The 15,762-nt window shown below is 60.7% G+C and carries 15 protein-coding genes; 11 read left to right on the top strand and 4 right to left on the bottom strand.

Going from position 1 to position 15,762, the window contains the following annotated elements; genetic code table 11:
• Positions 1-36: 36 nt before the first annotated feature.
• The 4 genes from moaB to AC1ROR_RS10110 form a co-directional block, all read right to left on the bottom strand.
• Positions 37-582: a molybdenum cofactor biosynthesis protein B gene (gene moaB, locus AC1ROR_RS10125; RefSeq protein WP_080833534.1), complete on the bottom strand. Its 546-nt coding sequence runs from the start codon at positions 580-582 to the stop codon at positions 37-39.
• Positions 583-627: 45 nt separating this feature from the next.
• Positions 628-1,512: a 4-(cytidine 5'-diphospho)-2-C-methyl-D-erythritol kinase gene (locus tag AC1ROR_RS10120; RefSeq protein ID WP_498589329.1), complete on the bottom strand. Its 885-nt coding sequence runs from the start codon at positions 1,510-1,512 to the stop codon at positions 628-630.
• Positions 1,513-1,518: 6 nt separating this feature from the next.
• Positions 1,519-3,366, bottom strand: coding sequence for a tetratricopeptide repeat protein (locus AC1ROR_RS10115; protein WP_498589591.1), 1,848 nt, complete (start codon positions 3,364-3,366; stop codon positions 1,519-1,521).
• A gap of 193 nt (positions 3,367-3,559) precedes the next feature.
• Positions 3,560-4,576 carry a polyprenyl synthetase family protein gene (locus tag AC1ROR_RS10110; RefSeq protein ID WP_035219036.1) on the bottom strand — a complete coding sequence of 339 codons (1,017 nt, stop codon included), beginning with the start codon at positions 4,574-4,576 and terminating at the stop codon, positions 3,560-3,562.
• A gap of 111 nt (positions 4,577-4,687) precedes the next feature.
• On the opposite strand from AC1ROR_RS10110, the gene AC1ROR_RS10105 reads away from it, so the two are divergent.
• The 11 genes from AC1ROR_RS10105 (at position 4,688) to AC1ROR_RS10055 (ending at position 15,627) form a co-directional block, all read left to right on the top strand.
• On the top strand, positions 4,688-4,918 hold the full coding sequence (locus tag AC1ROR_RS10105) for a putative signal transducing protein (protein WP_004432735.1): 231 nt from the start codon (positions 4,688-4,690) through the stop codon (positions 4,916-4,918).
• Between the two features lie 6 nt (positions 4,919-4,924).
• Entirely contained in the window at positions 4,925-5,725 is an 801-nt protein-coding gene (locus AC1ROR_RS10100) for a tRNA1(Val) (adenine(37)-N6)-methyltransferase (protein WP_498589328.1), read from the top strand.
• Between the two features lie 90 nt (positions 5,726-5,815).
• On the top strand, positions 5,816-6,682 hold the full coding sequence (locus AC1ROR_RS10095; protein ID WP_498589327.1) for a S49 family peptidase: 867 nt from the start codon (positions 5,816-5,818) through the stop codon (positions 6,680-6,682).
• A 20-nt stretch (positions 6,683-6,702) separates the two neighbouring features.
• The gene (locus AC1ROR_RS10090; protein WP_020813606.1) at positions 6,703-6,897 is read left to right on the top strand and encodes an NfeD family protein; all 195 of its coding nucleotides are present in this window, start codon (positions 6,703-6,705) and stop codon (positions 6,895-6,897) included.
• Between the two features lie 100 nt (positions 6,898-6,997).
• Complete coding sequence (locus AC1ROR_RS10085; protein ID WP_035218800.1) at positions 6,998-7,960, top strand: glycine--tRNA ligase subunit alpha; 963 nt, start codon at positions 6,998-7,000, stop codon at positions 7,958-7,960.
• A 52-nt stretch (positions 7,961-8,012) separates the two neighbouring features.
• Positions 8,013-8,453: a hypothetical protein gene (locus AC1ROR_RS10080; RefSeq protein WP_142172985.1), complete on the top strand. Its 441-nt coding sequence runs from the start codon at positions 8,013-8,015 to the stop codon at positions 8,451-8,453.
• A gap of 123 nt (positions 8,454-8,576) precedes the next feature.
• The gene (locus tag AC1ROR_RS10075) at positions 8,577-9,128 is read left to right on the top strand and encodes a LemA family protein (protein WP_082183756.1); all 552 of its coding nucleotides are present in this window, start codon (positions 8,577-8,579) and stop codon (positions 9,126-9,128) included.
• An 87-nt stretch (positions 9,129-9,215) separates the two neighbouring features.
• The gene (locus AC1ROR_RS10070; RefSeq protein ID WP_080833544.1) at positions 9,216-10,493 is read left to right on the top strand and encodes a 3-phosphoshikimate 1-carboxyvinyltransferase; all 1,278 of its coding nucleotides are present in this window, start codon (positions 9,216-9,218) and stop codon (positions 10,491-10,493) included.
• A gap of 216 nt (positions 10,494-10,709) precedes the next feature.
• Positions 10,710-12,650 carry a DUF2207 domain-containing protein gene (locus AC1ROR_RS10065; protein WP_498589326.1) on the top strand — a complete coding sequence of 647 codons (1,941 nt, stop codon included), beginning with the start codon at positions 10,710-10,712 and terminating at the stop codon, positions 12,648-12,650.
• Between the two features lie 98 nt (positions 12,651-12,748).
• Positions 12,749-14,902 (top strand): glycine--tRNA ligase subunit beta, encoded by a 2,154-nt coding sequence (glyS, locus tag AC1ROR_RS10060; protein WP_498589325.1) that lies wholly within the window; start codon positions 12,749-12,751, stop codon positions 14,900-14,902.
• 230 nt (positions 14,903-15,132) lie between these two features.
• Positions 15,133-15,627, top strand: coding sequence for a 2-thiouracil desulfurase family protein (locus tag AC1ROR_RS10055; protein ID WP_498589324.1), 495 nt, complete (start codon positions 15,133-15,135; stop codon positions 15,625-15,627).
• Positions 15,628-15,762: the final 135 nt, after the last annotated feature.

Here is a 15,762-nt window from a genome sequence, read left to right as displayed (position 1 = left end):
GGGGGGTAAAGCCCCACCCACCTCCGGTCCGCTGATCTAAACGCCACCAGCCCCACGCTTCAAATGCTCATCCAGCCTCGGCATGATCTCCACAAAATTGCAGGGCAAGTGGCGATAATCGAGTTGAGCCTTGAGAATCCCATCCCACGCATCCTTGCACGCACCCGGCGAGCCGGGCAGCACGAAGATGAAGGTCGCGTTCGCTACGCCGCCGGTTGCGCGTGACTGGATGGTGGCGGTGCCGATCTTGTCATAGGAGATGCGGTGGAAAAGGGCGGAAAACCCGTCCATGCGCTTTTCGAACAGCGGTTCCAGCGCTTCCGGCGTCACGTCGCGGCCGGTAAAACCGGTTCCGCCGGTGGTGATCACCACATCCACGCCTTCAGAGAGCGTCCAGTCGCGCACGGTGCCGGCAATCGCTGCCCTGTCATCAGGCACGATGGCGCGCGCTGCGAGCCTGTGGCCCGCTTCCTCCAGCCTTGCGACGAGCGTATCGCCGGATTTGTCATTCTCCAGCGTGCGGCTGTCCGAAACGGTCAAAACCGCGATGCCGAGGGGAATGAAGGGTCTTTCGCCTGCCATGGTCTTGTCCTCGAATTGGCCGTTCCCGAAATAAACGTCCGGTCCTCAAATGGTCCGCGTCGCCTGAAAATACCAGCCGGGACGTTTCTTTCGAAGCGATGTTTCCGCTTTTTGGGCGGCCTCGAAGGAATGAAAAATCCCGAAACAGGTCGCGCCCGAACCGGACATGCGCACAAGGCCAGCATCTTCCTGCGACAGCAGCCTGACGATTTCGCCGATTTCCGGCAGCAGTGCCTGCGCAGGCGGTTGCAGATCATTGCGGCTTTGCGCAAGAAAATCCATCCAGACGCCTGTTTTCCGCTCCGGCAACGGTGGATTGGCCTTGTTCTGCAGTCGCCGGAAAATCTCCGGCGTCGAGACGGCCTTCAGAGGATTGGCAAGCACCAGAAAGAGTGCAGGCAGGTCCGAGATCGGCTCGATATCCTCGCCGATGCCCCGCGCGATGAGGGAACGGCTTTCAAGGCACATTGGCACATCCGCACCAAGTGTAAGCGCGAGGGAGGCGAGCCTTTGCGGATCGATGCCGGCATGCCAGTGCCGCAACAGCCCCCGCAGCGTCGCCGCTGCATCCGCCGAGCCGCCGCCGATACCGGAAGCCACCGGCAGGTTCTTTTCGAGATGAATGGCGACCGGGCGGGCCGGCTGGCCCCTTGACACGAGAGCGTCGCGCAGCAGGTCTCGGGCGCGGGTGACGAGATTGTCGCCACCATCGCCAGCGCGCAAAAGATCGCCGAAGGGACCGGAGATGGAGAAACTGTCGGCATCGGCGTCGCGAATGCGAATGACGTCGCCGGCTGCCGTAAATGTCACCAGCGTTTCGAGCAGATGGTAACCATCCGCCCGCTGGCCGGTCACATGCAGCGCCAGATTGATCTTGGCCGGGGCCGCCTCGATTGTCTCGATGGCCCCGGAAACATCATGCACGCGCATGCCGCGTCAGGATTTCTTGTCCGGAGTGGCGGCCGGTGCCGGAGCCGGAGGAGCAGGCGGGGGCGGCGCCACTTCCTTCTTGGCGGTGTTTTCGGCATCCTTTTCCAGGGGCGGCAGGCCGTTGGCGATCTTTTCGTTCACCTTGGCCTTGTCCACATCGTCGCTGTCGCTGATCAAGGCGCGATTCCACTGATAGACCGCCTCGATTTTGCGGCCGACGCGCCAGTAGGCATCACCGAGATGGTCGTTGATCGTCGGATCGCCGGCCTTGAGTTCGATGGCCCGCTCCAGCTCGGTCACGGCCTCATCGAAAGCACCGAGGCGATAATGCGCCCAGCCAAGCGAATCGACGATATAGCCGTCATTCGGGCGGAGCTCGACGGCGCGGCTGATCATCTTCATGCCGTCGTCGAGATTGATGCCCTTGTCCACCCAGGAATAACCGAGATAGTTCAGCACCTGCGGCTGCTCGGGGTTCAATTCCAATGCCCGCTTGAAATTCGGTTCGGCCTTGTCCCATTCCTTCAGCCGCTCATAGGCGATGCCGCGCTGGAAGAACACCGACCAGTCGGATTTCTGCGGCACGGCACCGATCACCTCGATGGCCTTGTCGTAGTTTTCGGCCATGGCGCGGTAATCCTTGGCGTCCGAAAGCACGCTGCCATAAGCGAGATAGGAACGGACGTCCTTCGGATCGGATTCAAGCAGGGACTGGAGATGCTTGCGCGCCTCGTCCACCTTGCCCGTCTGCGCAAGCGTCAGTCCGAGCTGCAGCTCGGAAATGCGATACATCGGCGAATCCTTCGGCACCTCGCGGTAGAAAGCGATGGCGCGGTCAGGCTGTTTCAGCGCTTCGGAGAGACCGCCGAGAAGGATGAGCGTATCCGGGCTCTTCGGATCGAGCGCGCGCGATGTCTGCAAATAAAGCGTGACGATTTCTTCCGCACCTTCGCGGTTCAAGGCACCGGCGATGGAGAACATGACGCTGGCCGCGCCCTCCACGGCATTGGTAATCTGCTGCTCCGGCTTGTCACCACTCTCGATGGCCTGGCGAAGCGCCTTCAGCGGCGCGTAATTCGGCGCGAAAGTATCGCCGACCGCAATCGCGTCCAGCGCCTTCTGCTTGTTGCCGGCGGAAGCTTCGAGCCGGGCAAGCGCCATCACGGCGCGCATATAGGTGTCGGAGGCGGTTGCCCCGCCTTCGCGATCCGTCACCGCCTCGTTGAGGCTCTTGCGGGCAGCTTCATTGTTGCCGGAAACAAGGGCGATGGCCGCCGCATTGTATTTCTGGAAAATCGAGATCCAGCCCGGGCCCTTCATGTTGTTGACCAGCGCCAGCGCTTCCTTCGGCTTGCCGGAGCCGGCACGCGCCCATGCGGTCAAAAGCGTATTGACCATGCGGTCGAGATCGTTGGGACCCGTGTATTTCAGGATCTTCTCGGCCTTGGCGAAGTCCTTGTCCTTGATGGCGTCGAGACCGCGCACGATGGTCGTCACGCGCTCGACGGAGGTGTCATCCTTCATCGAATCGGCGATCTTGGCGCCGGCCTCGAAATTGCCGCTCAGGAGTTCGGCGATCATCAGCCGCTGGCGGATTTCCGTATTGGCCGGATCGAATTCCAGCGCCTTCTTGTAAAGCGAAATCGCGGTCGGATAGTCCTGGTCGACATCGGCATTGCGCCCGGCGAGGAACGCGCCGGAGAAGGTGTTCACCTTGCCGGGATCGAACGTGACGGCCTTGTCTTCCGGTTTCGCCTTCGTTTCCGCAAAGCCGGGGCTGGCACCCGCGCCGATTGCGAGAGCGGCGGCAAGAGCCGCGCTGCAGAGAAGACGGAGTGCTGGTTTACGCCGCATGAGGGAACCTTTGCCTTTGTGCAGATGCACGGAAAAATCAGTTTCCATTGTTTGGTCACCATAGAATGGCTTTTTTGAAGCAACCCCGCAAGAAATTATGGCCCACGCCACAATCACGCCTTGCGGAGAAGCTGGCCCCCAGACATCAGGCGGGATGGTCTTGTCCATCCGCCGTTTGCCCGGGCCTTGGGCGTCAGTTCAGACGCTCGATGCAGAAGTCGATCACTTCCAGAAGCGCATTTTTCCATGGGCTCTGCGGCAGGGGTGCCAGCGCGTCGCGGGCGATGGTGCCGTAATGCGTGGCGCGGCCGATTGTATCGCCGAGGCCATTATATTTGGTGATCAGGCCCAGCGCCTTTTCAAGGTTCTCGTCGCTGCTTTCACCCTTCTCAATGGCGTTGCGCCAGAAGGCGCGCTCATCCTGGGTGCCGCGGCGATAGGACAGGATGACCGGCAGGGTGATCTTGCCCTCACGGAAATCATCACCGGTATTCTTGCCGAGATCGGCGGACTTGCCGCCGTAGTCCAGCACGTCGTCGACCAGCTGGAAGGCGAGGCCGAGATTCATGCCGTAGGATTTCAGCGCGCTGCGGGTCGCCTTGTCGGTCTTCGCAACGATCGGGCCGACTTCCGCCGCCGCTGCAAAAAGGGCGGCCGTCTTGGCGCGAATCACCTGCAGATAATCATCCTCGGTCGTTTCCATGTTCTTGGCGACCGAAAGCTGCAGCACCTCGCCCTCGGCGATGACCGAGGCGGCGGTGGACAGCACGTCGAGAGCATCGAGAGAGCCGACATCCACCATCATGCGGAAGGCCTGGCCGAGCAGGAAGTCACCGACGAGAACGCTCGCCTGGTTGCCCCAGATGGTGCGGGCGGTGGATTTGCCGCGGCGCAGATCGCTCTCATCCACCACGTCGTCATGCAGAAGCGTCGCCGTGTGCATGAATTCCACGCTGGTGGCGAGCTTGATGTGGTGGTCGCCCTCATAACCGAACATCGAGGCCGAAGCGAGCGTCAGCATCGGACGCAGGCGCTTGCCGCCTGACGAGATGAGATGGTTGGCCACCTCAGGTATCATCTGGACATCGGAACCCGCCTTGGAAAGGATAAGCTGGTTCACCCGTTCCATGTCGGGGCGGGTCAGGTCGACAAGCGGCTTGACGGATGCGAGTTTGTTTTTGCTTTCTTCAAGCGGTATGACGACGCCCAAGGGACAGGACTCCAGTTCGAATTTGAATTCGACAATAAAAACTGACGCCTTGCGCGGCAAGGGGCGAATTGCCGCTAGCCATTCAAAAAGATGGGAATTTAAGGTCTATCCATGCGTGAACTGATCCGTACCAACGATGCCGTGCTGCTGTCCTTCGCCGAAAGCCTGATGAAGGACGCCGGTATCCATTGCCTTGTCGCCGATCAGGCGATGAGCATTCTGGAAGGTTCGCTCGGTCTTCTGCCTCGCCGGTTTCTGGTTGAAGAGGATCGTGCCGATCAGGCCCGCCGCATCCTCATCGATGCCGGGCTGGGCGACGAGCTGCGCAACGAAGAGGCTTGAGCGGCAGTGGGCGGCGGCATTTCCGAAACGATCGACGCCTTTCACCGGGGCCGGTTTCACATCATCCAGCCCAAGGGCAGGGGCCATCGCGCCGGTATGGACGCCATGCTTCTCGCCTCGCTGGTGGCGGATGAGCGCGCCTGCCGGGTCGCCGATCTCGGTGCGGGCGCGGGTGCGGCGGGCTTTGCTGTTGCTGCCCGGCTCGAAAAGGCTGAAGTGACACTCTACGAGCGCTCGCCGGAAATGGCGGAATTTGCCCGCCGCAGTCTCGCATTGCCGGAAAATGCCGCCTTTTCCGCCCGCGTCAGCTTATGTCAGGCGGATGTGACCCTGCGTGCCAAGGCGCGCGTCGAAGCTGGGTTGCCGGACGCCTATTTCCACCACGTCATCATGAACCCGCCCTATAATGATGCGGGCGATCGCCGCACGCCGGATGCGTTGAAGGCTGAGGCTCACGCCATGACGGAGGGTCTGTTCGAGGACTGGATCAGGACGGCTGGTGCGATCATGGTTCCGGGCGGGCAGCTTTCCCTGATTTCAAGGCCGCAATCGGTGGCGGACATCATTGCCGCCTGCGGTGCCCGTTTCGGCGGCATGGAGATCACCCTCATCCATCCGCGCCCCGGCGAGGATGCGGTGCGTATGCTCGTCACCGCCATCAAGGGCTCGCGGGCGAGATTATCGTTCCGGGCGCCGCTCATCATGCATGAGACCGGCAGCCACGCCTTCACACCCCTCGTGGACGACCTGAACAATGGCCGCGCCGCCTATCGCCGTAATGTAAAGGCAATCAGGCCGGGCCTATAAAATCGCGGTTCCGCCGGGCCTAAACCATTGCGTTTTCCCGGGCGATACATACATGCCTGACGAACAGGCAATTGCTGCGAGGATTGAGTTGTGGGTTTTCTGAAGTATCTGGTACCGAAACGCTTTCGCAAAAAAGAACTCGTCATCCCGGTGGTGCGCATGCATGGCGCCATCATGGCGGGTGGTAACCAGTTTCGCCCCGCTCTCAATCTTGCCTCCTATGCGCCGCTGCTTGAAAAAGCCTTTGCCATCAAGGACGCGCCGGCCGTTGCCATTTCGCTCAACTCTCCCGGCGGCTCGCCGGTGCAGGCGCGGATGATCTATAATCGCATCCGTCAGCTTGCCGAGGAAAAGGAAAAGAATGTCCTGATCTTCGTGGAAGACGTGGCTGCCTCCGGCGGCTACATGATCGCGCTTGCCGGCGACGAGATCATCGCCGACCCCACCTCCATCGTCGGTTCTATCGGCGTCGTCTCAGGTGGCTTCGGGTTCCCGGAAATGCTGCGGAAGATCGGCGTGGAGCGCCGCGTTTATACGGCCGGCGAGAACAAGGCGATCCTCGATCCCTTTCAGCCGGAAAAGGAAGGCGACATCGAATATCTGAAGTCGCTCCAGGTCGAAATCCACAATGTTTTCATCGATATGGTCAAGATGCGTCGCGGCTCGAAACTGAAGGACGATGAGACGCTCTTCTCCGGCCTGTTCTGGACCGGCATGCGCGGTCTCGACCTCGGCCTGATCGACGGGCTGGGCGACATGAGGGAGATTTTGCGCCGCCGCTTCGGCGAAAAGGTCAAGCTTCAGCTCGTCAGCGGCGGACGCTCGCTGTTTGGCAAAAAAGTGCCAGGCGTAAATGCGGCGCTCGACCTCAACGCCGAAAGGCTGGCTGCAGGCGCCGTCTCGGGGCTTGCGGAGGTCGCCGAAGAAAAGGCATTGTGGTCGCGTTTCGGTCTATGATGTCGCAGGAATAGGGCCTTATGGCGCAGCTGATTACAATTCTTCTTCTGGTGGTGGGATCCGTCATCCTTTACCGCCGCTTTGTCCGCGATGCGGAAAAGCTTTCGGCGAAATCGAAACAGCGCGAAAAGGAACGCGAAACCGGCGCCATCGGCACCCTGATCAAGGATCCGGAAACCGGCGAATACCGGGTGAAGCGCGAGGATGAGACGTAAGGCTGCGTCTCCACGCATAAAACCTTGACCCCCACGCCATGCCGTGGCACGTGTCCGCATCCGAAGTAAGTCAATGCTTACTTGTCCTCCTAACGCCGCGATGACTGCAATGACCGATATTCCCGACCATATGAACCCGAAGCGTTCCTTTCAGGCGCTGATCCTGACGCTGCACAATTACTGGGCCGACAAGGGCTGCGCGGTGCTGCAGCCCTACGATATGGAAGTGGGCGCGGGCACGTTTCATCCGGCGACGACGCTGCGTGCGCTTGGACCGAAGCCGTGGAAGGCCGCTTATGTGCAGCCTTCTCGCCGCCCGTCCGATGGCCGTTACGGCGAAAACCCCAACCGCCTGCAGCATTATTACCAGTATCAGGTCATCCTGAAGCCCAACCCTTCCAACCTTCAAGAACTCTATCTCGGTTCGCTGAAGGCGATCGGCCTCGATCCGCTGCTGCACGACGTGCGCTTCGTCGAAGACGACTGGGAAAGCCCGACACTCGGCGCCTGGGGTCTCGGCTGGGAATGCTGGTGCGACGGCATGGAAGTGTCGCAGTTCACCTATTTCCAGCAGGTCTGCGGCATCGAATGCTCGCCGGTTGCGGGCGAGTTGACCTATGGTCTGGAGCGTCTCGCCATGTATGTTCAGGGCGTCGACAATGTCTACGACTTGAACTTCAACGGCCGCGAAGGCGAAGAGAAGATTTCCTATGGCGACGTCTTCCTGCAGGCCGAGCAGGAATATTCCCGCCATAATTTCGAATTTGCCGACACCGCCATGCTGCATCGCCATTTCATCGACGCCGAAAAGGAATGCCAGGCGCTTCTCGCCGCCGGTGCGCCCGGTGATAACGACAATCAGCGCCTGCACAAATGCGTGTTCCCGGCCTATGACCAGTGCATCAAGGCCAGCCACGTTTTCAACCTTCTGGATGCGCGCGGTGTGATATCGGTGACGGAACGCCAGAGCTACATCCTGCGCGTGCGCACGCTGGCGAAAGCCTGCGGCGAGGCCTTCCTGCTGACGGATGCGGGCGGGCTGAACTGGAACAGGGCCGCCTGATTTTTAGCGGTAAGCTCTTGTCCTGAATTTTTGATAATTTGAAGGGCCGTTCTTGACGGCCTTTTATTTTGTGTGGATTGGTACGCTGAATATAGTGATGGGTTTAACCGTGAATAATATTAGAAATTTCTGTTTTTTATTTGTGCTTACACTCGGATGCATTCTCGGCAATAGTGCGGCTGCGGAAACGACAGACTGGATGAGCGGCAAGGATGCCTTCGCCCGCGCCGACAAGCTGCGTTCCTTCGGAATGATCGTCACCCGCATGGATTGCAAGGATAGCGGCCAGCGAACGCTTGATGTGGGTAGCGCGCTTGTCCGCATGCACTATACGCGTAATACGCAAATGCTTGATTGGGAAATAGATGGCTGGAACCATCTGGGTGAAAACAAGAACTATTGGGCTGAACGCGGCTACAGACTTGCCTCGCATACTCTTTTCGTAAGGAAGACATCTGGCCTGAGATTATATTGCACCGTCTTTTATAAATAACGGGTGCTTGCTTCCCCTGCAGCGTGTCCGTTCCGGCAAAAACGGACAGAATGAGCGAAGCCCCATGACTTTGCGGTAATGAGCGGCTATCGTTGCGCGCAACGAAGCTGGGAATCGCAATTCATGTTCATCACGCTGGCAATCATCGCGGCAATCGCGCTTTATGTCGTCTTCATCTATAACGGCCTCGTCAAGGCGCGGCAGATGAAGGAAGAGGCGTGGTCGGGCATCGACGTGCAGCTGAAGCGCCGCGCCGATCTCATTCCCAACCTCATCGAGACCGTGAAGGGTTACGCGGCGCATGAAAAGAGCACCTTCGAGGAGGTGATCGCCATGCGTAACCGGGCGCAGGCCGTGCCGGCGGGCGATGTCGAAGGTCGCGCCCAGGCGGAAGGGCTGCTATCGCAGGCGCTCGGTAAACTCTTCGCGCTTGCCGAAGCCTATCCCGATCTCAAGGCCAATACGAACTTTCTGGAATTGCAGCGGTCGCTGGAAACCATCGAAGGCGAAATCCAGATGTCGCGCCGTTATTACAATGGCGCCGCCCGCGATCTCAACGTCAAGGTGGAAAGCTTCCCCTCCAATCTGGTCGCAGGCCAGTTCGGTTTTGCCAAGGCGCCCTATTTCGAGATCGAGAACCCGGCCGACCGCGCCGTGCCGACAGTGAAATTCTAAGCGCACTGTTCCGCCGGCGGCTTAAGACCTCCCGTTCAAATTCCGATAATCCGGCTCTTCGCCGCATTCTTTGACAAGACGACAATCATGATCGAACTGACCATCACCCCGCCCGACCACCCGCTTTCCGGCAAGGTCGAGCCGCCCGGCTCCAAATCCATCACCAACCGTGCGCTTCTCTTGGCTGGTCTTGCCAGGGGCAAAAGCCGGTTGACCGGCGCACTGAAAAGCGACGACACGCTTTATATGGCCGAAGCCCTGCGCGAGATGGGCGTCAAGGTAACCGAGCCTGATGCCACCACCTTCGTGGTGGAAGGCACAGGTGTATTGCAGCAGCCGGAAAAGCCGCTTTTCCTCGGCAATGCCGGCACCGCCACGCGCTTCCTCACCGCTGCTGCCGCACTTGTGGATGGCGCCGTCATCATCGATGGCGACGAGCACATGCGTAAACGCCCGATCATGCCGCTGGTGGAGGCCCTGCGCTCCCTCGGCGTCGAGGCGGAAGCGCCGACCGGCTGCCCACCCGTCACCGTCTGCGGCAAGGGCACAGGGTTCCCGAAGGGCAGCGTCACCATCGACGCCAATCTTTCCAGCCAATATGTGTCGGCGCTTCTGATGGCGGCCGCCTGCGGCGATAAGCCTGTCGATATCATCCTCAAGGGCGAGGAAATCGGCGCCAAGGGCTATATCGATCTCACCACCTCGGCCATGGAAGCTTTTGGAGCGAAGGTGGAGCGGGTGAGCAACGCCATCTGGCGCGTGCATCCGACGGGTTACACGGCGACCGATTTCCACATCGAGCCGGATGCCTCCGCCGCCACCTATCTCTGGGGTGCCGAGCTTCTGACCGGCGGCGCGATCGATATCGGCACGCCGGCCGATAAATTCACCCAGCCGGATGCCAAGGCCTATGAGGTCATGGCGAAGTTTCCGCATCTGCCCGCCGAAATCGACGGCTCGCAGATGCAGGACGCCATTCCGACCATCGCGGTTCTCGCCGCCTTCAACGAGACGCCGGTGCGTTTCGTCGGCATCGCCAATCTGCGCGTCAAGGAATGCGACCGTATCCGCGCCGTGTCGCTCGGCCTCAACGAAATCCGTAACGGTCTGGCGCATGAGGAGGGCGACGACCTGATCGTGCATTCCGACCCGGCTCTTGCGGGCCAGACGGTCAAGGCCTCCATCGATACTTTTGCCGACCACCGCATCGCCATGAGCTTTGCGCTGGCGGCGCTGAAGATCGGTGGAATCGCTATCCAGAACCCTGCCTGCGTGGGCAAGACCTACCCGGCTTACTGGAAAGAGCTCGCCTCGCTCGGCGTCGAGTACACGGAAAAGGAAAGCGCTGCCGAGCCGCAGCATTAGAAGAACGGTATTGGTTTTCCGTCATTCCGGCCTTGAGCCGGAATCCAGCGCGATCAAGTCCTTGATCGCGAAAGACTCTTCAAGCCGCGCAGACGCGCGGCTGCTGGATACCGGGTCATTCTCGGACTTGATCCGGGGACCGGTATGACGGAATGACCGTGCTGCGCATCATCACTTGAAACCGGAAACGCTCCATTCTCTTAAGGAGAACCGCCCGTGAAGACCATCGCCGCAAGACTTCTCGCGTTGTTCGTCTTCCTGGGCGCGGCCTTCCCGGCCTTCGCGGAGGAATTCATCCGCTCCTACCATTCCGTTGTCGAGGTGGCGGCGGATGGCAAGCTGACGGTGACCGAAACCATCACCGCCCGCGCCGAAGGGCAGAACATCAAACGCGGCATCTTCCGCGATTTCCCGCTTTATGCGCTGGATGCGAATAACCGTCGCACCAAGGTGGATTTCAACGTCGTTTCGGTGGAACGCGATGGCGCGCCGGAAAACTGGCGCACCGAGAATATCGATGGTGGCATCCGCATCTATACCGGCAGCGCCGACCGTTTTCTGCCGACCGGCGAGCATATCTTCCAGATCACCTACACCACCGCCCGGCAGATCCGCTATTTCAGCGATTATGACGAGCTGACCTGGAATGTCACCGGCAATGGCTGGCAATTCCCCATGGGCGAGATTTCCGCCACCATCACGCTGCCGCAGGGCGTCAGGGCCACCGACACCGCCGTCTTCACCGGTCCGCTTGGCGCGAAAGGCAAGGATGCGCGCATTCTGAACGAAGGCAACGAGGTGTTCTTCGCCTCCACCCGCCCCTTCACAATGGGCGAGGGCATGACGGTCGCCGTCAAGCTGCCCAAGGGCGCGATTGCCGCACCTGACACTTCGCAGGAAGCGGGCTGGTGGCTGCGGGATAATCTCGCCATTCTGCTTTCGGGCGGCGGGCTTTTTGTCGTGCTGCTTTATTATCTGCGGGCGTGGTTCGCGGTGGGCCGCGATCCGGCGAAGGGCGTGGTCGTGCCGCGCTGGGATGCACCCGAGGGGCTTTCGCCGGCTCTGGTCAACTACGTCGATAATAGGGGCTTTTCCGGTGCCGGCTGGACGGCGCTCTCCGCCTCGGCCCTTGATCTGGCGGTGAAGGGTTATGTCGTTCTGGAGGATTTGAAGAACGCCATCGTCATTCGCCGCACGGAAAAGGCGACCGCCGCCGATCTGCCGACCGGCCAGAAAACGCTGCTGTCCTCCATCGGCGGCCCTGGCGAGACGCTGACCATCGACAAGGCCCATGGTGCGGAGGTCGAAAAGGTCGGAACACAGTTTCGCGCAGCGATAGAGAAAGAACATCGCGGCAAATATTACCGCAGCAATGCCGGCTACATCGTTTTCGGTATCTTCCTCAGCATCGCCCTCATCGTCGCGACGTTGATCTTCGGCGATCTGGATGAAAGCGCCATTGCCGCCGTGCTGGTCTTCGGCTTTTTCGCCTTCTTCTTCAGCATCCTGTCGATCGGCATCGGCCGTCAGTTTTCGCGCGGCGCACCGCTGCGCAAGCGGATCGGCGGCATCGTCATGCTGGCCTTTGCCGGTTTCGTGGCCTTTTCCGCCATTGGCGGCATCGCCACGCAAATTCTGCTGGATGTGACGCATGATACCAAGTCGCTGGCGCTGGCCGCCATTGGTGGCATCGTGCTCACCAATGCGCTGTTCCTGTTCCTGATGGGCGCGCCGACGCCGCTTGGCCGCAAACTGATGGATGGCATTGAGGGCCTCAGAACCTATCTGACGCTGGCGGAAAAAGACCGGATGAACATGGCAGGCGCCCCCGCCATGTCGCCGCAGCATTTCGAGACATTGCTGCCCTATGCCGTGGCGCTCGGCGTCGAAAAACCGTGGAGCCGCACCTTCGAGACCTGGCTCGCGACAGCTGCCGCCGGTGCCGCCGTAGCAAGTTATGCGCCCGGTTGGTATTTGGGCAGCAATTACGGCAGCTTCGGCGACAGGATCGGCGGCTTTTCCACCTCCATGGCGAGCACCATCGCCTCCACCATCCCACAACCCGTCAGTTCGTCCAATTCCAGCTTTTCGGGCGGTGGCGGTGGCGGCGGTTTTTCGGGCTCCGGCGGTGGCGGCGGTGGTGGTGGCGGCTGGTAACGCCCGCCGGCGGTAATTTAACCGATAGCTGGTGACTTTTGCCGCTGGTCTTGCTAAGTCCGCGACACTCTTTTGCAACAGATTAAAGTCCTTATCCCATGCCCGATCTTCTGCTTGAACTTCGCTCCGAGGAAATCCCCGCCCGCATGCAGCGCAAGGCGGCGGGCGATCTGAAGAAACTCGTCACCGATGCCTTGGTGGAGAGAGGGCTGACCTATGAGGGCGCGCGCGAGTATTGGACGCCGCGCCGCCTGACACTGGATATTCGCGGCCTCAACGCCCGCTCCGCCGATGTGCGTGAGGAAAAGAAGGGCCCGCGCACCGACGCCAATGAAAAGGCCATCGAGGGCTTTCTGCGCGGCGCCGGCCTCAACGATATTTCGGAAGCGCAGGTCGTTTCCGATCCGAAGAAGGGCGATTTCTACATCGCCATCATCAACAAGCCCGGCCGTCCGGCGGAAGAGATTATCGCCGAGGTGATGCCCGGCATCATCCGTTCCTTCCCCTGGCCGAAATCCATGCGCTCCGGCCCGGCCTCCATGCCAAAGGGATCGAGCTATGCCGGCATCGAAGGCAAGGGCTCGGAAAGCCTGCGCTGGGTGCGGCCGCTGCAATCCATCGTCTGCCTGTTCGGCCCCGAACATGACGAGACGCAGGTCATTCCTTTCGTTATTGATGGCATCGTCGCCGGTAACGTCACCTATGGCCATCGTTTCCATGCGCCGGGCCCGATTACCGTACGCCGTTTCGAGGATTATGTCTCGAGCCTCGAAAAGGCGAAGGTCATTCTCGATGCCGAGCGCCGCAAGGATATCATCCTGCACGACGCCAAGGATCTGGCTTTCGCCAACGGTCTCGAACTGGTGGAAGATGAAGGCCTGCTGGAAGAAGTGTCTGGCCTCGTCGAATGGCCGCAAGTGCTGATGGGCACCTTCGAGGAAGATTACCTGCAAATCCCTGCGGAAATCATTCGCCTCACCATCAAGACCAACCAGAAGTGTTTCGTCACCCGCAGTCAGGGTGCGGAAGAAGGTCTTTCCAACCGTTTCATCCTGATCTCGAACATCGAGGCGAGCGATGGCGGCAAGGAAATCATCCATGGTAACGGCAAGGTCGTGCGCGCCCGTCTGTCGGATGCCCGCCATTTCTGGAACCGCGACCAGGGCGATCTGCCCGATCTCGAAACGCTGAAAGATTCGGCTGCGAAATTCGGCCTCGATCTCAACAAGCCTCTCGACCAGCGCATGGCGAAGCTCGATGCACTGAACGTCACCTTCCATGCCAAGCTCGGTACACAGGGTGAGCGCGTGGCGCGTATTCGCGAACTGGCGAAGGCGCTGGCCCCGGTTGTCGGCGCCGATGCCGATCTGGTGGACCGCGCCGTGGTGCTGGCCAAGGCCGATTTGCGCACCGAAGCCGTCGGTGAATTCCCTGAGCTTCAGGGCCTGATGGGCCGCAAATATGCGGCGCTGCAGGGCGAAAACGAAAGTGTCGCCGCCGCCATCGAAGACCACTACAAGCCGCAAGGCCCCTCGGATCGCCTGCCGGCCGACAAGGTGGCGATCACGGTCGCTCTGGCCGACAAGCTCGATACACTCGTTGGTTTCTGGGCCATCGATGAGAAGCCGACCGGTTCGAAGGACCCCTTCGCGCTGCGCCGTGCTGCGCTGGGCGTTGTGCGTATTCTGCTTGAGAAAAACGTGCGGCTTCCGCTGCTGAGCGTTGCGAAGGACCCGGATCTTCTCTCCTTCTTCCATGATCGTCTGAAAGTCTATCTGCGCGACCTCGGCGCGCGTTACGATCTGATTGACGCCGTCCTGACGCCGGAATCCGACGATCTCCTGATGATCGCCCGCCGTGTCGAGGCGCTCACCGCCTTCATCACCGGCGAAGATGGCCGCAACCTTCTGGCGGGCGCTAAGCGCGCCACCCAGCTTCTGGCTGCCGAGGAAAAGAAGGGCACCGTGGTGGCGAACAGCGTTTCGGAAGAGCTGTTGAAGCTCGATGCCGAAAAGGCGCTTTCTGCGGCGATCAAGACCGCCTCTGCCGATGCTGCGAAGGCTGTTGCGGGCGAGGATTTCCGCTCCGCCATGCAGGCGCTCTCCACACTTCGTGCTCCTGTCGATAAGTTCTTCGAGGATGTGCTCGTCAATGACGAGGATGCGGCCATCCGTGCCAACCGTCTGGCGCTGCTGAAGGCTATTCGCGAGGCGACCGGAACGGTTGCGGATTTCTCGAAGATTACGGGGTGATGGGTTTAGGGGTAGCCAGGTATGTCAGCGTGCTTGGTTCACCCCCCTCTGCCCTGCCGGGCATCTCCCCCTCAAGGGGGGAGATCGACCCGTGGCAACCTCTCGGCCACATTGAACGTTTCGGGAAGAGCGGGGAGCGTGCCTCTCGCCGATCTCCCCCCTTGAGGGGGAGATGCCCGGCAGGGCAGAGGGGGGGTAAGCCGCGACCTCGACCTTGCAGGATGACCCCATTGACCCATACCATCCCCAAAATCCTCATCAGCGCCTGCCTCCTCGGCCAGCCCGTCCGCTACGATGGCAAGGGCAAACCCCTGTCCCACCCGGCGATAGACCGCTGGCGAAGCGAGGGCAGGCTGGTGACTATCTGTCCGGAGATGGCGGGCGGCATGCCCGTGCCGCGCCCGCCGGCGGAAATCGAAAATGGTGTCTCCGGTCTCGATGTGCTGGAGGGCCGCGCCCGCGTGCTGGAGGTGAGCGGCGGCGATGTCACGGCGCATTTTATTGCCGGTGCGGAAAGGGCGCTGGCCTTCGCCAGGGCCAATGGCTGTACCTACGCGCTTCTGATCGACGGCAGCCCGTCCTGTGGGTCGGTTGCGATCTATGACGGTTCGTTTTCTGGCATCAAACATGCGGGCAACGGGGTTACGGCGGCGCTGCTCGAAAAAGCCGGCATTGCCGTATTTTCACCTGCCGATATCGATCGTCTCGATGCGCTGACCCGCTGAAATGAGGCGCTGCAAATACGGCATCGCCTGCTTCCCGAGGTGGTAGATACTCCCTGCCGTCATCCTCGCCCTTGAGGCGAGGATCCACAATGCAATCTGGCCATGGGTCCTCGGGTCGAGCCCGACGACGCCGAA

The sequence above is a fragment of the Agrobacterium sp. GW821-FHT14E08 genome, from assembly GCF_058803865.1.
This window is presented reverse-complemented; position numbering and strand designations above follow the sequence as displayed.